This window comes from Microbacterium sp. 05N427 (assembly GCF_056397105.1).
Genome location: NZ_JBFTMT010000010.1, coordinates 206,799 through 227,648, shown reverse-complemented (window position 1 = coordinate 227,648; position 20,850 = coordinate 206,799). Strand labels below are relative to the sequence as shown.

The following is a 20,850-nucleotide window of genomic DNA, read 5'->3' as shown; positions in this document are numbered from 1 at the left end:
GCGGCGTGCATTCTGCACGGGTCGCGGTCATCCGAGCCAGCCGTGCTCCTCGGCGATGATCGCGGCATACGTGCGATTGCGGGCCCCGACCTTCTCGGTGGCGGCCGCGAGATAGTTGCGGACGGTGCCGTACGACAGGAAGAGCTGAGCGGCGATGTCGCGCGGATCGAGCCCGCGTGCGTGAAGCCGGAGCACCTCGACCTCGCGTGCGGTGAGCGGATTCGGGTCTGCCTCGAGCGCGGTCAGGGCGAGTTCCGGGTCGACGGCGCGGCCGCCGGCCGCCAAGGACCTGATCGCGGCGGCGAGTTCTCCGGCGGTCACGTCCTTCGGCAGGAATCCGGACACGCGTGCGGTGAGCGCCGCGCGAAGGTTGGCCGGCTGCGTGTGGGCGGTGAGGATGAGAACGCGACAGGCCGGCAGCTGCTCGGCCAGGAGCGCCGCAGCCCGGATGCCGTCGATACCGGGCAGATCGAGATCGAGGACCGCGACGTCCGGCGGGTCCTCGAGTGCCGCGGGCAGGATCCGATCGCCCGCCGCGATGGCGGAGACGACGTGGATGTCGTCCTCAAGGCTCAGCACCGCCACGAGCGTGTCGCGGAGGATCGTCGAGTCCTCAGCGATGAGCACCCGGATCATGATGAGCCTCCTGGGGGATTCTTCGTCAGAGGGACGACGGCTGTGAACTCGAACGATTCTCCTCCCGAGATCACGCGGACCGTGCCGTCGAACGCGGCGACACGGGTTCGTATGTTGCGCAGCCCTGTCCCTTCCGTCGAACGGCCGGACGGCAGTGGACGATCGTTGCGGACCGTGAGGGCGGCCGCGGCAGCGTCGAGGGTGATCCGGATCGTGCAGAGGCGCGCATCGCTGTGCCGCAGCACGTTGGTGACAGCCTCGCGGAGCACTGTGCCCAGCAAGGCGTCCAGCGGTTCCGGAACCGCCAAGGGGTCGTGCTCGACGAGCACCTCGACGCCTGCCGCCCTGAGCGCCTCGCCCGCGGCATCGAGCTCCGGGATCACGCCGATATTCAGGTCTCCGAGCGCGACGGCGGCCGCGTCAGCCTGCACGTTCTGCCCGAGCCGCAGGATCTGCACGGTCTCCCGGCGCGCACGCACGGGATCCATCCGGATTAGCGCCTGCGCGAGGTCGCTCTTCAACGCGATCGTGGACAGCGCCAGACCGAGAGCGTCATGCGCGTCCCGAGCGATCCGGATCCGCTCCTGCTCCGCTCTCGCGGCCACGAGCTGGGCGCCTGCGTGCTCCAGGCGCGCAGCGACGTCAGGAAGTCGGGCGAGGACGTACAGCAGCAGACCGGTGTATGCCATCGTGGCCGCCGCGTACAACGCCCACGACACCACGCCCGTACGCGCGAGATCCTCGGAGCCCGCCACCACCAGCAAGGGAAGGGCGGCGATCGTCCCTCCGAAGACGACCCAGCGCGCCGGCCCCCTCAGCAGCAGCAGCAGCGCGCTGGCGCCGACGAACGCGAGGAAGAGGCCGCTCGCCGCCCCGAAGACCGGGTAGAGCGCGAAGCACGATGCGATCTCCAGCAGAAAGGTCCACCGCCAGCCCGCCGGACGTCGCGTCGGGGTCGCGGTCGCGTGTCGGAGTTGAACCGCCACTGCCGAGACGGCGATGACAACGCTCGCGATCGCCATCCCTGCCGTCGCCGTCCCCGTCCGGATCGCGGCGACCACGGTGTTCGCGAGGAACTGCACCGCGTACAGCACCGTCACGGTGGTCGCGATGCGCGCCGCCGTGCGCGAGGACAGTCCGGAAGGGCCCGTGCGCGGGGCCTCCAGGCCGGCGGGCGATGTCGCGATCGTGCGTGCGGAGACCGCCGCTTCACGGGCGAGTCTCCCGACCGCCGCATACGCCGGCCCCGCGTCCTGAGGCGTCTGCGCGCGAAGCGCCGAGATCGCCTCGGTGCGCAGTCCATCGAGGCGATCGGCGATCGATGTCCGCAGCTCCCGCGACGCCGCCGCGCGCTCGCGTTCGGCTGCGGCGTCCGACAGAAGCTCCGCCGTCGTCTCGAGGCGGTCCACCAGGATCGCTGCGGTCGCCATCCCGTACAGCCCCAGGCTCGTGCTGAGGAACGCGACGGCGACCCAGATCACGCTGGCCGCGACGGGCATGTAGGGCAGGCTGACCGCCGCCCAGACGGTCGCTTCCGCGACGGCGAGCACGCCGAACAACCACCATCGCAGCGGCGCGGCGACGACCAGCAGCACCAGCGCACCGAGCAGGCCGTCCACTCCGCCGACCCAGCGCGGACCGAAGATGACCAGACCCGACGCGCACACCAGTACCTGCCCGGCGAGCAGCGCCCACGGCGCCCGACGCCAGGGCCCGCGCCCTCTGCCGGTCAGCCACCAGACGGGCAACACGAAGCAGGTCAGGACCCACGGCAGATACTCCGGCCCGGGGTGCGGATTGCCGTCCATCAGCTTCGACACGAGCAGACAGGCGACGTACGCCCACAATGCGACCCGCACTCCACGCCCCGACCGGGGATCGATCAGCGACGTCACGGCCCGTGTCTCGCTCATGACGATGTCGCCCTCTCTGGCCGCGCGGGGAGCTCCCCCTGGCTCCACCCTGCTCCGGCTCCGGAGAGGTTGCAAGCAACGCCGTCCCGGCGCAGCGAAGACCGCTCGTCCTGCTCCTAGATCATGCCGTCGGCCTGCTCGGCGGGCAGGTCAGGCTCCCGGATCCGCGGCGCGCGCCCTCGCCACGACGATGCCGCGCTGCGACGTGGGGAACCGCTGCAGCATCGCCCGCAGCTCGGCGGCGCCGACGTCGGCGCCGAAGGCCTCCGCGCCGGGCTCCAGCATGATGCCGCTCGCGAGATCACCGGCGACCACGGGATCGAACCCGAGGTCGTCGACCAGCCGTGCCACGTGCGCCACGTCGTCGGGATCGTCCCCGGCGATCGCGATCGCCTTGCGGTCGGGCGCAGCCGCGGGCCGGGTGTCGTCCTCGAGGTCCTGATAGCCCATGTGGTTGAAGGCCTTCACGACCCGCGATCCGCGCAGGAACCGCTGCACGGTCTCGCTCGTGGACGTGCGCGGATCGTCGAGGTCGCCGCGGATCCCGTCGCCCCACCAGTAGTTCATGGCGTCGATCACGAGCTTCCCCCGCATCGGCTCGGCGGGCAGGGTGGTGTGCCGGCTGAGCGGCAGAGCCAGGAGCACGGCATCGGCCGCTCGGGCGACCTCGGCCACGTCGACCGCGGTCGCGCCGAGTGCCCTCGCCGCGCGTGCGATCCGCGCCGGATCCGATGATGCCGCGACCAGCACGCGGTAACCGGCCGTTACCGCGAGCCTCGCGAGCACGCTGCCCACTCGCCCGACACCGATGATGCCGAGCGTCTCGATCCGGGGTCCCGTGTCCGCCACGGCGCCATCGTATCCAGGAGCCTCTCTCTGCCGTGACGACGATGAACACGAGCCCGCCGGCTGCGGCGAGCGCGAGGTCACCCGAGGCGCAGTTCCTCCGGCTCCAGCACCAGATCGATCAGCGCGCCGCTACGCAGGACGACCATCTCCATCCGCCGCCCGATCGCGCCTTCGACCATGACCCGTTGCAGCCCGGTCGGGTCGAAGACCGCGGTGCCGTCGATCGAGAGAACGACGTCGCCCGGCCGGGCGCCGGCGACGGCGGCGGGGCTTCCGGGGACGGTCGACATCACCTGCATTCCGGTCGGGGATCCGACCTTCGCAGCGGCCTCGGGCGTCAGCGCGACCTTCGCGCCCGCCACCCCCAGCCAGGCGCGCCGCACGCGTCCGAACGTCGCGAGCGTGTCGACGATCGACAGGGTCGTCGCGTTGATCGGCACAGCGAGCCCGAGTCCGATGCCCGCGACGGCGGTGTTCACCCCGACGAGCCTGCCCGAGCTGTCGGCCAGCGCTCCCCCGCTGTTGCCGGGGTTCAGCGCGGCGTCGGTCTGGACCACCTCGTCGATCACGCGCCCCGACGCGGTCGGCAGCGAGCGGCCCAGCGCCGAGACGATACCCGCGGTCACGCTGCCTGCCAGCCCGAGCGGATTCCCGAGCGCGACGACCAGCTGCCCGACTCTGAGGCGTGCGGCGTCGCCGAGCGGAACCGGATCCGGGATCGGACTCTGAGCCCGCAGCACGGCCAGATCCGACAGCACATCGGATCCGACGACCTGCGCATCCGCGGAGGTCCCGTCGGTGAATGCGAGACCGACCTCGCGCGCGCCGGCCACCACGTGCGCGCTCGTGAGAAGCAGGCCCGCGCGGAACACCGAGGCGCTCCCGGCGCCGGCTCCGCCGTCGGTGCGCACGCTGACGGCGGCGACCGAGGGCAGCACCGTCTCCGCGACGCGGACGACCGTCGTCGAGTAGGCGTCGAGGGCTTCACTGTCGTCCATGCCCAGAGTCTCCGCCCGCGCCGAAGGCCCGCGGGCGGAGTTCGCCCAGGGCTGACGGGTCGCCGTGCGGCTCGGAGCGAGACCCGGCCTGCGGAGCCCGGACCGGGCCGTTTCAGCGGGCCGGTCGCTCGATCCGCGCGCGGGCCTCACGCTCGACGAGGACAGGCACGAAGTCGCGCACCCTGGCCTGCTCGAAAGAGCGCTGCGCGTCCCGGACCGCACCGTCGATCTCGATCTCCGCGGTCTGGGGGAACCTCGTCTGGAGACGTTCGATGACGTCGGCGATCGCCTTGTCCTCGTCGGACGCTTCTCGGGTCATGGCGCCATCGTCGGCTTCCGTCCCCGCCCGTGTCAAGCGAGACAGGTGATCCACAGCGACTTGGCGGCGCTCACACCACCGAGTCGTCCCCTTCAGCGGAGCCCAGAGCATCCGCTGAGGGGGACGACTCGGTAGTGGGCGGGTGCCGCTGGCGCTCGGGCGGCGACGGGCATAGGTTCGTCTCGTGCCGTCTATGGAAGCCCTCATCGCCTTCGCCCTCACGTCGCTGGTCCTGATCGCCGTTCCCGGGCCCAGCGTGCTTTTCGTGATCGGACGCTCACTCGCGTGGGGACGCAGCGCCGGGCTCTGGAGCGTGCTCGGCAACGAGCTCGGAAGCCTCGTCCCGATCGGGGCTGTCGCGTTCGGCGTGGGAGCCATCGTCGCGCAGTCCGTAGCCCTGTTCACCGCGGTGAAGGTGCTCGGTGCGCTCTACCTGGCCTACCTCGGCATCCAGGCGATCCGTCACCGGCGCGACGGCATCGGGGACGCGACCGCGACGAGCCAGCGGCGGATGTCGACGCTCGTCATGCTGCGTCAGGGAATCATCGTCGGGGCGACCAACCCCAAGACCATCGTCTTCTTCGTCGCCGCGCTGCCGCAGTTCGTGGACTTCCACGCGGGCGCCGTGCCGCTGCAGATGCTGATCCTCGGTCTCGTCTTCACCGTCATCGCCTTCGCCTGCGACGCGACCTGGGCGCTGATCGCCGGCTCGGCGCGAGCCTGGTTCACGAAGTCACCACGCCGGCTCGCCGCCGTCCGCGGCACCGGCGGCGGCATGATGATCGGCCTCGGCGGCGTGCTGCTGCTCACGGACAACAAGGCCTGAGAGGCGGCCGGATCGGTCAGACGCGCACCTGCGGACTRCCGACCGCTGACCGCCGACCACCGACCGCCGACCGCCGACCGCCGACCGCCGACCGGGTCAGCGTCGCAGCGCTGCCGGTCGCGGCAGCCCGAGATCCTCGATGAGGTCGCCGAGGGCGCGGTCGAGCTCGGCGCCGGCCTGCGTGATCTTGTTGACGCCGAAGCCGGCGAGCCGGGAACCGGGCACCTCGAAGCTCAGCGTCGTCCCCGGCGCCTTCGACGTGTGCGCCTCGATGCGCAAAGGGGCATAGAGCATCGTGCCGGGGTCGTGCCGGAACAGCCGCGCCGTGATCCCGTGGTGCGCGATCAGCCACACCACGCTGCGCGCGCCACTGCCCGCGTGCTCCATGAGCGCGTCGGGGCGCGAGGTCCAGACCCGGACGAACCCGCTCGGCGCCTCCCACTGCAGTCCTTGCACGAAGCCCGCCCAGTCGCCACGGCGCAGTTCGACCAGCGCCTGCTCCTCCGACAGCGCAGGGACCGCCGCCTCGAACGCCCCGACCAGGGCGTCGAACTGCGCGTTCGTCTCGAGCCGGATCCGCCGTCCCGCATGTTCGAAGACGGTCTCCGCCGCGTCATAGCTCACCGGACCATCCTCTCGCAGCCGCACCTCAGGGCCTCCGACAGTGAGCGCCCGTCTTCCCGCGTGTCCGGATCCGCGTGTTCGGATCCGCGTGTCCGGATCCGCGTGTCCGAATCTGCCGGCGTCGTTCGACGGAACAAGTGAAGGGGCCGAAGAGCGGCCCCGCACCGAAAGGAAATGCACATGCGGAAGATCGTGGCATTCGAGCACATGACGCTCGACGGATACGTGTCGTCGGGGAAGGGGATGGGGTTCGAATGGACCAACCGCGCGTACGACGAGGAGCTCTCCGCCTACGCGCCGCACATCCAGGAGGACTTCGATCTCCCCGTCTACGGACGTGAGACATACCTGGGGATGGCCGGCTACTGGAGCACGCAGCCGAACGCGGAGAGCACACCGACCGAGCGCGCGCACGCGGAATGGGTCAACGCAGTGGACAAGATCGTGGTGTCGACGACGCTCGAGTCCGCCGACTGGAACAACACGCGCCTCATCCGCGGGAACCTCGCCGAGGAGTTCGGGCAGCTGAAGGAGCAGCCTGGCGGCACGATCGCGATCTACGCGAGCCCGAAACTGGTGCACTCGTTCCTCGACCTCGGCCTGATCGACGAGTTCCGGGTCATCGTCCACCCCGTCGTCATCGGCGGCGGCACGCCGCTGTTCCCGACGGGCACCGACCTCGAGCTGACCCTCGAGGAGTCGCGCTCGTTCGCGGCCGGCGCGACCTACCTGCGCTACGGCGTGGCGTGAGAGAGGATCAGACCATGCGATACCTGCTTCTGATCCGGCCCGACATCGAGGATCTGCCCGCCGACTGGGCACCCGACTCCCGACTCGAGGAGGAGATGGGTCACCTGCTCGAGGAGATGACGAAGGCGGGCGTGCTGCTGGACACCGCCGGCCTCCGCCCGCCCGAGGAAGGCGCGGTGATCCGTCTCGCCGCCGGCGAGGTGACCGTCGTCGACGGGCCATTCACCGAGTCGAAGGAGATGGTCGGCGGCTACTGCCTGCTGCAGACCCGCACCCGCGACGAGGCCGTCGAATGGGGCACGCGATTCCTGCGCATCCACGGACCGGAGTGGACGATGGCTCTCGAACTGCGCGAGCTCGACGGCGAATAGGTGACCGACGGCCCGCCCCTCGACCGCGCGGTGCAGCGCGCGGTCGATGCGGCGTGGCGGCTCGAGTGGCCACAGCTCGTCGCGGTGCTGACCCGCCTCGTCGGCGACATCACGCTGGCCGAGGATCTGGCGCAGGATGCGCATCTGGCCGCGCTCGAGCAGTGGCCCAGAGACGGCGTCCCGCACAACCCGGGCGCGTGGCTGACCGTGACCGCGAAGCGCCGGGCAATCGACCGGATCCGCCGCGACACGACCCTCGCCCGTAGGCTCCCGCTACTGGAGAGCGAGCTCCTCGCCGACCTTTCCGCGATGTCGGATCCGGCGTCGATCGTGGACGGCGAGATCCCCGACGACCTGCTGCGGATGCTCTTCACCGCCTGCCATCCGGCGCTCTCGCGCACCTCCCAGGTCGCCCTGACGCTGCGCATGGTCGGCGGGCTCACGACCGAGGAGATCGCGCGGGCGTACGTGACCGCGACGCCGACGATCGTGCGCCGCATCTCGCGCGCGAAGAAGACCATCCGCGACGAGCGGATCCCCTACGAGGTGCCGTCGGGCGCCGAGCTCGCCACCCGGCTCGACGCCGTGCTCGAGGTGATCTACCTCGTCTTCAACGAGGGCTACGCCGCCACCGCGGGGGACGAATGGATGCGGGTCGATCTCTGCACCGAGGCGCTGCGCCTCGCCCGGATCCTATGCGCGCTGATGCCCGCCGAGCCGGAGGTGCACGGGCTCGCCGCGCTCCTGGAGCTGCAGGCATCCCGGCTACGCGCCCGGCACGACGCCGCCGGGTGCCTCGTGCTGCTGCGCGATCAGGACCGCACGCGGTGGGACCGGCTGCTGATCCGACGCGGCTACGCGGCACTCGCCCGCGCCCACACCCTCGCCAGGGACCGGGAGCGGCCGCCCGGGCGCTATGCGCTGCAGGCCGCGATCGCCGCGGCCCACGCGATGGCGCCGACGCAGCCGGAGACCGACTGGCGCCGGATCGCGGGCCTCTACGCCGTCCTCGCCGCGCGGTTCCCCTCGCCGATCGTCGAGCTCAACCGGGCTGTCGCCGTCGCCGAGCTGCACGGGCCGGCCGCGGGGCTCGAGCTCGTCGACGCGGTCGTCACCTCAGGCGCGATCGACGAGTACCACCTGCTGCACGCAGTGCGCGGCGATCTCCTCCTGCGACTCGGGCACGCGACTGAGGCGAGGGTCGAGTTCCTGCGAGCGGCGGAGCTCACCGCCAACGCGGCCGAACGGGCGATGCTGCGGGGTCGCGCGGGCCGCTGAGCGCACGCGGCCGAGCCGACTCGTGCGTGCCGTCCGCCCGTCACATCTCGCCCTGTGCGCCGCCGAAGAGGCGATCGACGCCCGCGAGGTACGCCTCCCGGTCGAACCCCTGCAGCAGCGTGCTCTGCAGGATGAGCCCCTGCACGAGACCGAGCAGTACAGGGAGCATGCTCGCCGCCCACTCCGTGGCCTCGTCGGGTCCGATGCCCTGCACAACCTCCGCCCATCGGCCCAGATGGATCCCGAACATCGCCCCGAGCTCCTGGAACGCCGTCGACGCGATCCGCTCGAACTCCGGGTCGCTCGCCGCCTCTCCCCACATCTGCACGATGAGCGCCGGTGACGGTGAACGGCGCAGGAAGGCGTCCGACACGATGCGGATGATCTGACTCGGCGAGACCGCTGTCCCCTGGGCGGCCGTCTCGAGCTCCGCCGCACGTCCTGCGGCCTCGCGGCGCATCGCCGCAAGGGCGATCGCCTGCTTGCCGTCGAAGTATCCGTAGATCGCCCCCGCGGACAGACCGGACTCGGCGATGATCTCGGCCATGGTCGTGGCCCTCACTCCACGGCGCAGAAAACAGGCGACGGCCGCGTCGAGGATCTGGTCTCGGCGCGACTCCCGGTGCGCGTCACTCACTTTCGGCATGGGTCCATCCTCTCCGAACCGACGAAGCATCTTGTCAGGCACCTCTTGAAGTATTATAAAGAACGTACATTCGTTTTTTAAGTCGCCATCGTCGCGAGGAATACGAGGAACATGTCCGATTCCGCCTCCACCCGCACTTCTCCGGAGGGCACGCACGCTCCGCACACGCCCTGGGCGCGCGCGGCGCTGATGGGCGTCGTCCTGTCCGCCGTCGTCTGCCTCGTGGTGCTCGCATTCTCCTGGCCGAGCGCGACCCTGAACCCGAAGGACGTACCGATCGCGATCAGCGGCCCCGCCGCCGCACTCGACCCCGTCAAGAAGGCTCTCGACGAGCAGGGCGGCGGAACCTTCCGCCTGATCGAGGTGGACGATCGCGACGCCGCCGTGCACGAGATCAAGACCCGGCAGGCGTACGGGGCGATCGTCCTCGGCACGAAGCCCGAACTGCTCACGGCATCCGCCGCGGGGGCGGCGACCTCGGCCATCATGACCCAACTCCACACCCAACTGCAGGCCATGGCGCAGCAGCAGGCCGCGGCCAAGGCGGCGGGTGCACCGACGGCACCGACCGTCACGGTCCCGCTCACCGACGTCGTCCCCCTCGTGAGCACCGACACCCGTGGGGTCGGACTCGCCTCCGCCGCGCTCCCCCTCGTCTTCGGCGGCATGATCGGCGGCATCGGAATCGCGTTCGCCGTCTCCGGCGCCTGGCGCCGCGTCGCGTCGCTGTTCGTCTACGCGGCCGGCGGCGGACTCGCGATCGCCGGGATCATGCAGGGATGGTTCGGCTTCCTCGGCGGGAACTACTGGGCCAACGCCGGGGCCTTCGGTCTCACGCTCCTCGCGATGGGGGCGACGATCGTCGGCTTCGCGTCCTTGTTCGGGCGTCCCGGGATCGCCGTCGGGCCCGTGCTGTTCATGCTCATCGGCAATCCGATCTCCGGCGCGCAGTTCCCCAAGGAGTTCCTCGCCTCCCCGTGGGGAGCAATCGGTCAGTGGCTTCCGCCGGGAGCCGGCAACTCGCTCCTGCGCGACAGCTCGTACTTCCCCGACGCGGACCCCTCGTTCCCGATCCTGGTCCTGTCAGGCTGGGCCGTTGTAGGGCTGCTCCTCGTGGTGATCGGCCACTTCAGGGACCAGGGCAGGCTCGCGCTCGAGGAGAATCCGGCGGACGCGGCCGTCGCCGCCGTCTGAGCTCGGCGCCGGTCTGCGCGATCTTGTTGACGCCGAAGCCGCCGAGCGCGACGCGGCGCACCTCGAAGCTCAGCGTCGGCGTCGGCGCCGGAGCCGGAGCCGCCACCCTGGTGTACCTCCGGCGTCCTGCGACCGGTTCGCGCGCGTCGCGTCACGATCGCGGCTAGTGGGCCGGCTGCTGCTGGGTCACGCAGTGGATGCCGCCGCCGCCTGTGCCGAGGTGGTCGATGTCGAGCTGCTCGATGGCGCGTCCCGGGAAGAGCGCCGCCAGGGTGGCCTTGGCTGCGGCGTCCGCCTTCGCGTCGCCGAACTGGCCCATGATCACGGCACCGTTGCAGACGTAATAGTTCGCGTATGAAGCGAGGAAGTCCCGGTTGGTGGAGCGGATCCGATCGTAGTTCGGCCCCTGCAGAGACGTGACCGTGATGCGCGCACCATCGGCGGTGCGCGCCGAGGAGAGGACCGCCAACTGCTTCCTGGCGTCCTTCGCGAAGGCGTCGTTGTCCGAGGCGTAGGGCACCTGCACGACGGCGCGGCTGGGGGCGACGAAGCGAGAGGTCGCGTCGACGTGGTCATCCGTGATGTCCTGCCCCTTCACCCCGTCGAACCAGATGACCGAGTTCGCACCGTAGGCGTCGAGCATCGCGGCTTCGATGTCTCGCTCCGACATGCCAGGGTTGCGGTTGCTGTTGACGAGGCTGCTGCGCGTCGCCATCAGCGTTCCCGCGCCGTCCTGCTCGACGGCGCCGCCTTCGCCCACGAGGTCTCCGTAGACGATGCCCACCCCGACGTAGTCGGCGATGCGCGAGGCGACCTTGGCATCATTGGAGTGCGCCTGCTTGTTKCCCCAGCCGTTGAAGTTCAGGCCCACCGCATCCATGCCGCCGCTGCCGTCCGTGCGGAAGATCGCGCCGGTGTCGCGGATCCAGCAGTCGTCGACCGGGATGTCCGTCAAGACGGTGACTCCGCTTCCGCACAGCGAGCGAGCCTTGGCCGCGCTCTTCGCGTTCGCGCAGAGGTAGACAGGCTCGTACTCGGCGATCGTCGCGGCGATCCGCGCGATGTCTTCCTGAACGCCGGCGAGTCCTCGACCCCAGATGTTGGTCCTGTCAGGAAAGGCCATCCAGGTTCGGGTGTGCGGAATATCCTCCGCGGGAACGGCGAATGATGACGCATTAGCGGCGGAGGCGCGCGTTGCCGCCGACGCGGGAAGCGCGCCACCCAGGAGGGGCGCGGCTGCGGCGCTTGCCGCGCCGACGCCGACCGCCGCGAGGAAGCCGCGCCTGTTGGTCGCCCACCGGGCGGGCATCTGTGAGGACCTGGTCATGTCGACTCCTTCTCGTAGGAAGCTGTTGCGATCAGGCTAACTGACCAAGCGCTTGGTTAGCAATAGAGGGATACCATGTACCCATGGCGCAGACGTCCGACCTCGACCCCGCGGCGCCGGTGCGGCGTGCCAGAGGCGAGGCGACGCGTGCCCGCCTCATCGACGCCGCCCGAGCGCTGCTCTCCGGCGAGCAGGACGGCACGTTCACGACGCGCAACGTGGCGGCGCTCGCCGGCGTGACGCACGGCATGTGCCACTACCACTTCCATGACCGGACGGAACTCGTCTTGGCCGTCATCGACGATCTCCGGCCCGAATGGATCACCCCGCTCCGCGAGGCGGTGGACCCGCCTGGCCGGTTCCTGGATCGCGCCGAGCGCGTCCTGGCGCTTCTCGTGGAGCCGGAGAGCACCTCCTCCGCGAACCTGTTCTCCGCTCTGCACTGGATGGCGCAGGGAGATGCGCGGGTGCGCGAGCGTCTCGCCGACGAGTACCGCACCTGGCGTGAGGGCTTCGTCGACCTCTTCCGCATCCTGGCCATTGAGCAGCCCACCCGAGGCCTGGATGCGGAGGCTCTCGGAACGGCGGCCGCGGCCGCGGCCGACGGGCTCGCCGCATACGGCGCGCTCGGTATCGCGGAGTCCTTCGAACCCGCGCTCCGCGCCGTCCTGATCGATCCGGCCCGCTCGCCGGACGAGCGCACGGGGTAATCGGAGACGGCCGGCGAGCAGCACTGCCGCCCCCTCCCCTCACCCCCGAGAGCCGGCCCCTCTGCGCCACGAGAAGTGACACAGAGGGGCCGCGCAGTTCCCTCAGCCCGACGCGGGAGCCTTCTCAGAGGGAGAGGCCTGCGGGGATCTGCTGAGTGATGCAGTGCGGTCCCCCGCCGCCCGTGGCGATCGTGTCGGCGCGGACACCCACGACCGCTCGGCCGGGGTAGATCTCTCGCAGACGATCGAGCGATCCCTCGACCCCGACACCCCCGTCGATCGGCACGATGACGCCGCCGTTGACAAGGTAGTGGTTGGCGTAGGAGACCTCCGCGTCCAGGGGCGGATCGAACTTCTCGATCTCGATGGGCCGGCCCCGCGCGTCGAGACTCGCGCGCAGCGCCGCGAGGTTCGCTCGGGCGCGGGCGAACTCGGTGGAGTCCTCGGACTCGGGCACCTCGAGCATGACCCGGCCAGGGGCGACGTACTGAGCCACGCCGTCGATATGCCCGTCGGTACCCGTCGCGCCCGTGTCGAGGCTGTGCCCGTACGGCATCCAGATCACCGTATCGATGCCCAGATAGTCGTGCAGGATCTGCTCGATGTCGGCCTTACCGAGATGCCGGTTGCGGTTCGGGTTGAGCAGGCACTGCTCCGTCGTGATCAGGGTGCCCTCCCCGTCGACGAAGAAGGATCCGCCTTCCAGGACCATCGGCGCGGCGAACACCGGGACTCCGAAATGCGCGGCGATGCGCTCCGGAACGAGCGCATCGTGGTCGTACGGGTGGAACCTGTTTCCCCAGGCGTTGAAGCCGAACTTCACGACCGCCAGGTCGCCTCGGTCATCCGTGACGAAGGTGGGACCGCAGTCTCGCGCCCAGGAGTCGTCCGCGCCGAACGGCAGCGGGGTGACGCTCGACGGACAGCGCCGGCGCACATCGGCGACGGCGTCGGGTTCGCACACCATGAAGACGGGCTCGAACTCGGCGATCGCCGCCGCGACCTTCGCATACTCGTCGCGGGCCGTGTCATAGCGGTCCCCCCAGAGCGCCTGCCGTGACGGCCATAGCATGATCGTCGCCGAGTGGGGAGCCCATTCGGGCGGCATGCGGAATCCAGCGGCGCGGGGGGTGAGCGGCAACGATGCCATGAGTACGTCCTCCAAAGAGTGGTTTCCCACTATTTTGGATGACATCCAATTTCACGTCAAGGGATCACCCGATGGAGTTCGTGACGGTCTCGGTCTCGGTCACGCGCAGCAGCGCCGCCGCGCCGCCCTCGAGCAGTTCGAGCATGCGGGCACGGTCGACCCGGCCCGCCCCGACGGTGACCTGGATGGAGAGCCCGTCGATCATGGCGGCGATGGTCTCGCACACATCCTCCACGTTCGCGACGTGGAACACCCCACGGCCGCGGCCGTACTCGACCACCTCGGTCAGCATGTCGAACCAGCGCTGATCGAGCTGTCGGTGCTTCTGGGAGACGCTGGCGTCGGAAAGCCCGTTCGCCCAGGCCTGCAGCCAGAGAAGCCACCCGTCGTCCTGGAAGCCGCTCGCCGCCGCCAGGCCGATGAGGTGACGCAGCCGCTCCATCGGGTCCTCGATGCCGGCGAGCTCCTCTCGGGACTGCTGCACCAGTTGCTCCTCGCTGCGCTGGATCGCAAGCAGGAGCAGGTCGTTCTTGGACGGGAAGTAATAGGTGACGTGACCAGTGGTCATGTTGGCGCGTTCCGCGATATCGGAGACGCGGACGTTGGCATACCCGAGGTCGGCGATCGCCTCGCCCGCGGCGCGCAGGACGATCTCCTCCCGCTCCTTGCCCTTTGCATGACGAGACACTCGCGACCCCCTCCTCCGCGCCGTCGTGCGGCGCAACACGGCAGCGAGTCTATAGGCGGGGTACGGCCGAGAGCAGCTGACGGGTGTACGCGTGCTCCGGCTCCGCGAAGAGCTCTGCAGCAGGCCGATCCTCCAGAACCGCTCCGTCCTTCATCACCACGACCCGTTCGCTGATGTGCTGCACCACGGCGAGGTCGTGGGAGATGAACAGCAGCGTGAGACCCAGATCGCGTTTCAGCTGCATCAGCAGGTTGAGGATGGCCGCCTGCACGGACACGTCCAGCGCCGCGGTCGACTCGTCGGCGATCAGGATCTTCGGATCGACTGCGAGCGCTCGAGCGATGCCGACCCGCTGCCTCTGGCCACCGGAGAGCCGCCGCGGCAGGGCATGGTAGGCGGAGTCCGGCAGGCCGACCCTGTCCAGGAGCTCCCACGCGCGGGCCCGCACGCCCGCACCGGAGGCCAGGCGATGGAACCGGATCAGCTCTTCGAGCATCGGGCCGATCGACATGCGCGGATTGAGGGATGAACTGGGATCCTGGAACACCATCTGCAGGAGACGCACCTGCTCCCGGGTGCGCCGGCGGTCGACCGGATCCCCGTCGATCCGGATCTCACCGGAGGTGAGGGGGATCAACCCGATGAGGGCCTTGGCGAGGGTGGATTTGCCCGACCCCGACTCGCCCACGATCCCCACGGACTCTCCCGCCCGAACCGCCAGGTCGACGCCGTTCAGAGCGGGACGCTCGCCGCGTCGCGGGCGACCGTAGTGCACGGTCGCATTCAGAGCTTCCAGGGCCGTGCTCATACGCGGGTCTCCAACGTGAGGTCTGTGCGGATGCACGCGGTCATTCCGCCCGCCCGCTCGACGAGCAGATAGCTGGCACTGTGGCAGGCTTCGACCTCGAACGGGCAGCGGGGGGCGAACCGGCACCCGACGGGGAATCGACCAGGGTCGGGCGGGGTGCCGGGAATGGTCTCGAGCTCCGCGTCACCGCTGACCGCGGAGGGGGTGCACCCGAGGAGAGCGGCGGTGTAAGGATGCTGCGGGTGGTGCAGCACCTGGTCGGCCGTTCCCGACTCCACGAGCCGTCCGGCGTACATCACCGCGATGCGATCGCTGATCGAGCCGACGACGGCCAGGTCGTGCGAGACGAACACCATTCCCATGCCGCGCTCCTCGCTGAGCCGCCGCAGCAGGGCGAGGATCTGAGCCTGAATGGTGACGTCCAGCGCCGTGGTCGGCTCATCGCACAGCAGGACATCCGGCTCTGTGCCGAGAGCAGCGGCGATCATGACCCGCTGCCGGAGTCCCCCGGACAGCTCATGCGGCCACATGCGGGCACGGCGTGCGGGCTCGGGGATCCCGACGTCAGCCATCAGCTGCAGCACCTTGGCCTGAATTGCGGCGCGGGGTGTGCCGCCGTGGGCTCGGATCCCCTCGGCGATGAAGTCCCCGACGCGCATGGTCGGGTTCAGCGCGAGCATCGGCTCCTGGAAGATGAGCGCGACACGGGCCGGCCGGTCGCCCTCCCCATGGGGAAGCGTGATCGTGCCGCGACGGGTCGCCCCTTCGGGCAGGATGCCCAGCACGCCGCGCAGGGTCAGGCTCTTGCCCGAACCTGATTCACCGACGATGCCGAGGGTCTCTCCGCGTCCGACAGCGAACGAGACGCCGTCCACCGGCGTGAGGCGACGACCGTCGATGCTCAGATCGATCGCGAGGTCTTCCACAGACAGGACGAGCGGGGTCATCGGCGATTCCTCCGCGGATCCGACCATCGGTCTCACTTGCGCACCCATGACTCGAGCCCCTCTCCGATCATGCTCAGCCCGAGCCCGAACAGCACGATCGCGAAGCCGGGAACGGTGGAGAGCCACCACTGCACCCGGATGTAGGTCTGCCCGTCGGCGATCATCGCACCCCACTCCGGAGAAGGCGGCTGGATGCCGAGGCCGAGGAACGACAGGGCGGCCAGTCCCAGCGTGGCTGCGACGACATCGGACGGCAGGTAGACCAGGCTCTGGCTGATCGAGTTCGGCAGAGCGTGCCGCCACAACACCCGCTGTGAGGAGAACCCGGACACCCGGGCCGCGGCGATGTAGTCCTGCTCGCGCACGCGGAGCATCTCCGTGCGCATGAGCCGCGCATAGGCGACCCACGACACGACGGTCATCGACACCAGGATCGATCCGGGCCCGGCGCCGAGTACGAACACGAGAGCGATCACCAGGATGTAGCTCGGGAACGCCTGGACCAGGTCGGAGAATCGCATCACGGCGGTGTCGACCCATCCGCCGTAGTACCCGGCGAGGGCGCCGAGGATCGTGCCGACGATCGCCGGCAGGACGGCCCCGAGGAAGCCGATCAGCAGGTCGATCCGGGAGGCCCAGATCAAGCGGGACAGCACGTCGCGACCCAGCGAGTCGGTGCCGAGCAGATGCTGCCAGGACGGCGCCCGCAGCGCGTCGGTGACGTCCTGGGCGAGCGGATCGTAGGGGGCGATGACGGGAGCGAAGACGGCGCCGACGATGAACAGGGCGACGATCGCGGTCCCTGCCCACACCATGCGCGGGATCCGGCGGCCGCGCTCCTTTCTCACTCGGGCGATGGCGAGCGGCACGGTTGCCGTGGCATGGGCGGTCATGAGTCGACCTTCACTCTCGGGTCGAGGATCGCTTCGGCGACGTCGGCGATCAGGTACACGAGCACCACGGCGACAGCGAACAGGATCGTGTACCCCTGGATCAGGGGAATGTCGCGCTGCTGAGAGGCGAGCACGATGCCCTCACCGATCCCGGGCAGCGCGAACGTCGTCTCGATGACGACCGCGCCGAACAGCATGTAGCCGACATTCAGGGCGAGTACCGCGACGGTGGGAGGTGCAGCGTTGCGAAGCACGAATCGCGACATCACTCGCACGGGGCCCACACCGAGGGCGCGGGCCGAGGTGATGTATTCGGAGGAGCGGACCTCCAGCAGGCTGGCGCGGAAGCTGCGCACCTGCAAGGGTGCCATGGACACCGCCAGGGTGATCGCGGGGAGGACGATCGAGCGCAGATGCTCGAGCGGCGTATAGCCGAACCCGCCCACAGGGAACCATCCGGTGGGCAGCGCGATCAACAGGATCAGGATGATGCCCGTCCAGAACGAGGGCATCGCGAACAGCACGAGTCCCGCTCCGCGCGCCAGATGATCGATCACGCCATCGGGCTTGCGGGCGGCGAGGGTCGCGACGGGCACCGAGATGATCACCGAGACCAGAGCGCCGAAGCCGAGCAGCCACAACGTCACGGGCAATCGCTGCGCGATGATCTCCGTCACCGGCTGCTGCGACTTGAACGAGAACCCGAAATCGCCGGTCACCACGTTGCCGAGATAGTGCAGGAACTGCACGATCGCGGGCTGGTCCAATCCGAGCTGTCTGCGGGCGTCATCGAGCTCCGCCGGCGATGCTCGCAGGCCCACCACGAGTCTGGCGGGATCGCCCGGGGTGATCTTCAGGATGAGGAACACGAGCAGCACGACGATGATGATCAGCGGGACCGCGTAGGCGATCCGTCGCAGGACGAAGGCGTAGCGTCCTCCCACCGATCAGCCCTCGCCCAGCGTGATCTTGGACCAGAAGTACATGCCCCACGGGGCCGGCGCGAAACCCTTGACGCGCTTGCCGACGGCATCCAGTACCTGGAACTGTGCGACCGGAGCGGCGAGGACCTCCGAGGCCGCGTCATCCTGCACCTGGCGGATGATGGCTTCGCGCGCGGTCTGATCCTGTGCGGCGGCGTAGGCGCTGAACTGCCCGACGATACGGTCGGTGCTCGCCCCGCTGAACAGCCAGGATGTGCCGCTGATCCAGGCGAGAGGATCGCTCGCGTCCGGGGAGACCGGGCCGTAGGACCAGAGCACGAGGTCGGACTTCAGGCCGTAGGCGCGGTCGAGGAAGGTGCCTGTCTCAAGGGGCGTGAGCGTGAGGTCGATGCCCAGCTCGGCGAGGTTCTGCTTGATGATCTGCGCCACATTGTTGTCGGTCTGGTTGGAGGCGTCGTAGACGACCTCCAGGTGCGTGGGCTTCACGGCCGCCAGGGCGAGTTCGGCCTTCGCCTTCGCCAGATCGAACGTCGGCTGCGCCACGTCTGGCGCGGACCAGTTCGCAATCCCCGGAGGGATGATCCCCTCAGGCGCTTCGCCGTACCCCTTGAAGGCCCCCTTGATGATCGTCGCCGTGTCGAGCGCCCCCGCGATCGCCCGCCGCACGTGCACATCGTCCAACGGCGGCCTGGTGGTGTTGAAGCTCAGATGCTCGATCTGACTGGCCGGCTGCGCTTTGATCGCCGTCCCGTACGCCTCGGCATCCTGCGGCGTGACGTACTCGGAGATGTCCGCCTGCCCGGACTGGAGCAGCGCCGCGCCCTGGTTCGCATCGGTCACGGTGGTGATCATCACCCGCTTGACGCCGACCTTGCGGTAGTAGTGCGCGTTGGCGACGAGCACCGTCTGCCCGCCTGTGCTCCATGAATCGATCGCGTACGCGCCCGCGCCGATCGGCTTCTGCCAGAACTTCGACTCGCTCACCCCGCCGAAGTCCTTCGGGAAGATCGCCGACGAACTCCACGTCATCAGCACCGGCAGGGTCGCGTCAGGAGCGTTCATGTGGAACACGACCGTGTGCGGATCGTCGGACGTGACGCTGGCGATGTTGCCGTACAGCGATCCGTAGTTCTTGCCCTTGGCCCAGACGGACTCGGAGAAGATCACGTCCTGCGGGGTCAGGGCACGGCCATCGCTGAACTTCACGCCGTCGCGGAGCGTGAAGGTCCATGTCTTCGCGGCCTCGTCGTAGATCCATGTTGTCGCGATGCCCGGTTCGATCGAGCGCCCGTCGGAACCGAACGAGAGCAGGGGCTCCTCGACGTTGCTGAGCGTCTGATACGTCGCGTAGGCGGCGGCCTTGTCCGGGTCCCAGCCGTCGAAGGATTCGGCGCGGATCACGTGGAGAGTCTGGTTGTCACCGCTGCTTCCGGCCGTGCAACCGGTCAGCGCGGCGAGCAGCAGTGCCGCGGCGGTGAGGGCGGAGACGGTGGTCGTGCGTCGTCGCATGAGGGCCTCGTTAGAAAGAATTGGATGTTATCCAACTATCGTGCGAGTCGGAGGCTCCGATGTCAACCCTTCGTCGGTCACCGGCGAATCCGCACACCGGATTCCCGCTCTTCGACGGGCGGAGAACGGGGCGTGTTGCCGCGTGTTCAGCGAGGGGTGCTCAAGGCGCAGTCGTGGGCGCGCGGCGCCCCACGCGCCGCAGGATCAGGGGCGCGACCAGGCCGTGGAGCAGGATGCTGCCGATCACCGTGAGCACGGTGACGTCGAATGCGTCCTCGGCGGGCCCCATCGGCAGCTTGTTGAACGCGATCAGACCGAACACGATCGTCGCGGTGCCACGGGGTCCGAGCAGTCCGATCTCCGTTCGGTCGCTCGCGGTGACGGACGACCCGAGCGTCGACAGGTACACCGGGAGGAGGCGGAAGACGGTGAGAGCCAGCAATGCCAAGAGCGCCAGGGACCAATCGATGCCGCGGACGACCATTTCCGTCGTCATGGCGCCGAGCACGAACCAGACGAAGTTGGTCGCGAGGGTGGCTGCCTCCTCGACGAGCAGGAGCTCCTCATGGGCGACGGCAGGCTGCGACGTCTGACGAATTCGCATGAAACGATAGGCGACGCCGGCCACGAAGGCAGCCACGAAGCCGTTCGCTCCGAGACCATGCACGGTGGCGACGCCGTAAGTGAGCAGCGGCGCGAGCAGCATGATGAAGCGAACGCCGGAGCTGTCGGCGTATCCGTGCCGAACGGCCCATCTGGTGACCGCTCCCAGCAGTCCGCCGATCACCACGCCCACGACGATGGCGAAGAGCGTGGCGGGAACGGCGCCGGCGAGAGCCTTCATGAACCCGTCCAGGCCACCTGCAGAGTCGCCGCTTCCCAGGTGCAGGGCGTCGGTGGCCTTCGCGCTCGCCGGCAGCGCGACGGCGATCGCAAGTGCCATGCCGAAGATCGGAGAGATGAGTCCGTCGTTGTAACCGCTTTCGACGTTGAGGATCTGACGAATTCTCGCCGGTATGCGTTCCGAGCGCAGCAGGCCGGTCGTCGCGGCGAAATCGGTCGGTATCACGACGCAGGCGATCACGATCAGGACGAACAGGTTGGCCTCCGGCATCAGCCAGTATCCGGCCAGGACCACCAGCACGATCGAGACCGGCAGGGCGATCAGGAGCAGGCGGGCGAGCATTCGCCCTTCGCCGCCGAAAAGACCGCCCGTGACCTCGCAGGCGTCCACGAACAGCAAGACGGCGAGGACGAGTTCGACCACGTAGAGGGCGACCTCGCTGTCGACTGCTTCGACGAACGCGGAGGTGTCGATGAGCACCACGAGAGCGCCGATGATCGTGAGGATCACGGGGCCGACGATGCCCCTGGACTCGAAGCGTCGCGCCACCAACGACCAGACGATGATCGCGCCGAGGCCCACGAGGATGATGACCGGCATCGATGGATCCCCTCTCCTGGTCGCAC

At 69.3% G+C, this 20,850-nt stretch carries 22 protein-coding genes; 6 read left to right on the top strand and 16 right to left on the bottom strand.

Features of this window, described 5'->3' with window-relative positions:
* Positions 1–27: 27 nt before the first annotated feature.
* The 5 genes from AC1DG4_RS12025 to AC1DG4_RS12005 form a co-directional block, all read right to left on the bottom strand.
* On the bottom strand, positions 28–636 hold the full coding sequence (locus tag AC1DG4_RS12025; RefSeq protein WP_477378466.1) for a response regulator transcription factor: 609 nt from the start codon (positions 634–636) through the stop codon (positions 28–30).
* Positions 633–2,549: a sensor histidine kinase gene (locus AC1DG4_RS12020; protein WP_477378464.1), complete on the bottom strand. Its 1,917-nt coding sequence runs from the start codon at positions 2,547–2,549 to the stop codon at positions 633–635. Before AC1DG4_RS12020 ends, AC1DG4_RS12025 begins: the two co-directional genes overlap by 4 nt.
* A 150-nt stretch (positions 2,550–2,699) precedes the next feature.
* On the bottom strand, positions 2,700–3,398 hold the full coding sequence (locus AC1DG4_RS12015) for an NADPH-dependent F420 reductase (RefSeq protein WP_477378462.1): 699 nt from the start codon (positions 3,396–3,398) through the stop codon (positions 2,700–2,702).
* Between the two features lie 77 nt (positions 3,399–3,475).
* On the bottom strand, positions 3,476–4,396 hold the full coding sequence (locus tag AC1DG4_RS12010) for a S1C family serine protease (RefSeq protein ID WP_477378460.1): 921 nt from the start codon (positions 4,394–4,396) through the stop codon (positions 3,476–3,478).
* A gap of 112 nt (positions 4,397–4,508) precedes the next feature.
* Positions 4,509–4,715: a three-helix bundle dimerization domain-containing protein gene (locus tag AC1DG4_RS12005; RefSeq protein ID WP_477378458.1), complete on the bottom strand. Its 207-nt coding sequence runs from the start codon at positions 4,713–4,715 to the stop codon at positions 4,509–4,511.
* 193 nt (positions 4,716–4,908) lie between these two features.
* Here AC1DG4_RS12005 and AC1DG4_RS12000 point away from each other — a divergent pair, with 193 nt between their 5' ends.
* A complete protein-coding gene (locus AC1DG4_RS12000) occupies positions 4,909–5,541 on the top strand; it encodes a LysE family translocator (protein ID WP_477378714.1) in 633 nt (210 codons plus the stop codon).
* A 96-nt stretch (positions 5,542–5,637) separates the two neighbouring features.
* Here AC1DG4_RS12000 and AC1DG4_RS11995 read toward each other — a convergent pair whose 3' ends face one another.
* Complete coding sequence (locus AC1DG4_RS11995; protein ID WP_477378456.1) at positions 5,638–6,165, bottom strand: hypothetical protein; 528 nt, start codon at positions 6,163–6,165, stop codon at positions 5,638–5,640.
* 180 nt (positions 6,166–6,345) lie between these two features.
* Between AC1DG4_RS11995 and AC1DG4_RS11990 the strand changes: the two genes are divergently transcribed.
* Genes AC1DG4_RS11990 through AC1DG4_RS11980 form a run of 3 tightly spaced genes read left to right on the top strand, consistent with a single transcriptional unit; the run spans position 6,346 to position 8,564 of the window.
* Positions 6,346–6,915 carry a dihydrofolate reductase family protein gene (locus AC1DG4_RS11990; protein WP_477378454.1) on the top strand — a complete coding sequence of 190 codons (570 nt, stop codon included), beginning with the start codon at positions 6,346–6,348 and terminating at the stop codon, positions 6,913–6,915.
* Between the two features lie 14 nt (positions 6,916–6,929).
* Complete coding sequence (locus AC1DG4_RS11985; protein ID WP_477378452.1) at positions 6,930–7,286, top strand: YciI family protein; 357 nt, start codon at positions 6,930–6,932, stop codon at positions 7,284–7,286.
* Positions 7,287–8,564: an RNA polymerase sigma factor gene (locus AC1DG4_RS11980; protein ID WP_477378450.1), complete on the top strand. Its 1,278-nt coding sequence runs from the start codon at positions 7,287–7,289 to the stop codon at positions 8,562–8,564.
* A 40-nt stretch (positions 8,565–8,604) separates the two neighbouring features.
* Here AC1DG4_RS11980 and AC1DG4_RS11975 read toward each other — a convergent pair whose 3' ends face one another.
* Positions 8,605–9,210: a TetR/AcrR family transcriptional regulator gene (locus tag AC1DG4_RS11975; RefSeq protein ID WP_477378448.1), complete on the bottom strand. Its 606-nt coding sequence runs from the start codon at positions 9,208–9,210 to the stop codon at positions 8,605–8,607.
* A 111-nt stretch (positions 9,211–9,321) separates the two neighbouring features.
* Between AC1DG4_RS11975 and AC1DG4_RS11970 the strand changes: the two genes are divergently transcribed.
* Positions 9,322–10,404 carry an ABC transporter permease gene (locus AC1DG4_RS11970; RefSeq protein WP_477378446.1) on the top strand — a complete coding sequence of 361 codons (1,083 nt, stop codon included), beginning with the start codon at positions 9,322–9,324 and terminating at the stop codon, positions 10,402–10,404.
* 163 nt (positions 10,405–10,567) lie between these two features.
* Here the strand turns inward: AC1DG4_RS11970 and AC1DG4_RS11965 are convergent, their stop codons facing one another.
* Entirely contained in the window at positions 10,568–11,731 is a 1,164-nt protein-coding gene (locus tag AC1DG4_RS11965) for an agmatine deiminase family protein (RefSeq protein ID WP_477378444.1), read from the bottom strand.
* Between the two features lie 83 nt (positions 11,732–11,814).
* Between AC1DG4_RS11965 and AC1DG4_RS11960 the strand changes: the two genes are divergently transcribed.
* The gene (locus AC1DG4_RS11960; RefSeq protein ID WP_477378442.1) at positions 11,815–12,441 is read left to right on the top strand and encodes a TetR/AcrR family transcriptional regulator; all 627 of its coding nucleotides are present in this window, start codon (positions 11,815–11,817) and stop codon (positions 12,439–12,441) included.
* 124 nt (positions 12,442–12,565) lie between these two features.
* Here AC1DG4_RS11960 and AC1DG4_RS11955 read toward each other — a convergent pair whose 3' ends face one another.
* From AC1DG4_RS11955 to AC1DG4_RS11920, 8 genes are all read right to left on the bottom strand, one after another.
* Positions 12,566–13,591 carry an agmatine deiminase family protein gene (locus AC1DG4_RS11955; protein ID WP_477378440.1) on the bottom strand — a complete coding sequence of 342 codons (1,026 nt, stop codon included), beginning with the start codon at positions 13,589–13,591 and terminating at the stop codon, positions 12,566–12,568.
* A 64-nt stretch (positions 13,592–13,655) separates the two neighbouring features.
* A complete protein-coding gene (locus AC1DG4_RS11950; RefSeq protein ID WP_477378438.1) occupies positions 13,656–14,279 on the bottom strand; it encodes a TetR/AcrR family transcriptional regulator in 624 nt (207 codons plus the stop codon).
* 49 nt (positions 14,280–14,328) lie between these two features.
* Positions 14,329–15,087, bottom strand: a complete 759-nt coding sequence (locus AC1DG4_RS11945; protein ID WP_477378436.1) for an ABC transporter ATP-binding protein — start codon at positions 15,085–15,087, stop codon at positions 14,329–14,331.
* Entirely contained in the window at positions 15,084–16,034 is a 951-nt protein-coding gene (locus AC1DG4_RS11940) for an ABC transporter ATP-binding protein (RefSeq protein WP_477378434.1), read from the bottom strand. Before AC1DG4_RS11940 ends, AC1DG4_RS11945 begins: the two co-directional genes overlap by 4 nt.
* Positions 16,035–16,066: 32 nt before the next feature.
* The gene (locus AC1DG4_RS11935) at positions 16,067–16,927 is read right to left on the bottom strand and encodes an ABC transporter permease (RefSeq protein WP_477378432.1); all 861 of its coding nucleotides are present in this window, start codon (positions 16,925–16,927) and stop codon (positions 16,067–16,069) included.
* A complete protein-coding gene (locus AC1DG4_RS11930) occupies positions 16,924–17,871 on the bottom strand; it encodes an ABC transporter permease (protein WP_477378430.1) in 948 nt (315 codons plus the stop codon). Before AC1DG4_RS11930 ends, AC1DG4_RS11935 begins: the two co-directional genes overlap by 4 nt.
* Before the next feature lie 3 nt (positions 17,872–17,874).
* A complete protein-coding gene (locus tag AC1DG4_RS11925; protein ID WP_477378428.1) occupies positions 17,875–19,380 on the bottom strand; it encodes an ABC transporter substrate-binding protein in 1,506 nt (501 codons plus the stop codon).
* A 160-nt stretch (positions 19,381–19,540) separates the two neighbouring features.
* A complete protein-coding gene (locus AC1DG4_RS11920; protein WP_477378426.1) occupies positions 19,541–20,824 on the bottom strand; it encodes a cation:proton antiporter domain-containing protein in 1,284 nt (427 codons plus the stop codon).
* Between the last annotated feature and the right edge of the window lie 26 nt (positions 20,825–20,850).

Coding starts and splice junctions, on each gene's coding strand:
- AC1DG4_RS12025 (WP_477378466.1), bottom strand. CDS start 636: ATGATCCGGGTGCTCATCGCTGAGGACTCGACGATCCTCCGCGACACG.
- AC1DG4_RS12020 (WP_477378464.1), bottom strand. CDS start 2,549: ATGAGCGAGACACGGGCCGTGACGTCGCTGATCGATCCCCGGTCGGGG.
- AC1DG4_RS12010 (WP_477378460.1), bottom strand. CDS start 4,396: ATGGACGACAGTGAAGCCCTCGACGCCTACTCGACGACGGTCGTCCGC.
- AC1DG4_RS12005 (WP_477378458.1), bottom strand. CDS start 4,715: ATGACCCGAGAAGCGTCCGACGAGGACAAGGCGATCGCCGACGTCATC.
- AC1DG4_RS12000 (WP_477378714.1), top strand. CDS start 4,909: ATGGAAGCCCTCATCGCCTTCGCCCTCACGTCGCTGGTCCTGATCGCC.
- AC1DG4_RS11990 (WP_477378454.1), top strand. CDS start 6,346: ATGCGGAAGATCGTGGCATTCGAGCACATGACGCTCGACGGATACGTG.
- AC1DG4_RS11985 (WP_477378452.1), top strand. CDS start 6,930: ATGCGATACCTGCTTCTGATCCGGCCCGACATCGAGGATCTGCCCGCC.
- AC1DG4_RS11975 (WP_477378448.1), bottom strand. CDS start 9,210: ATGCCGAAAGTGAGTGACGCGCACCGGGAGTCGCGCCGAGACCAGATC.
- AC1DG4_RS11970 (WP_477378446.1), top strand. CDS start 9,322: ATGTCCGATTCCGCCTCCACCCGCACTTCTCCGGAGGGCACGCACGCT.
- AC1DG4_RS11960 (WP_477378442.1), top strand. CDS start 11,815: ATGGCGCAGACGTCCGACCTCGACCCCGCGGCGCCGGTGCGGCGTGCC.
- AC1DG4_RS11955 (WP_477378440.1), bottom strand. CDS start 13,591: ATGGCATCGTTGCCGCTCACCCCCCGCGCCGCTGGATTCCGCATGCCG.
- AC1DG4_RS11945 (WP_477378436.1), bottom strand. CDS start 15,087: ATGAGCACGGCCCTGGAAGCTCTGAATGCGACCGTGCACTACGGTCGC.
- AC1DG4_RS11940 (WP_477378434.1), bottom strand. CDS start 16,034: ATGACCCCGCTCGTCCTGTCTGTGGAAGACCTCGCGATCGATCTGAGC.
- AC1DG4_RS11935 (WP_477378432.1), bottom strand. CDS start 16,927: ATGACCGCCCATGCCACGGCAACCGTGCCGCTCGCCATCGCCCGAGTG.
- AC1DG4_RS11925 (WP_477378428.1), bottom strand. CDS start 19,380: ATGCGACGACGCACGACCACCGTCTCCGCCCTCACCGCCGCGGCACTG.
- AC1DG4_RS11920 (WP_477378426.1), bottom strand. CDS start 20,824: ATGCCGGTCATCATCCTCGTGGGCCTCGGCGCGATCATCGTCTGGTCG.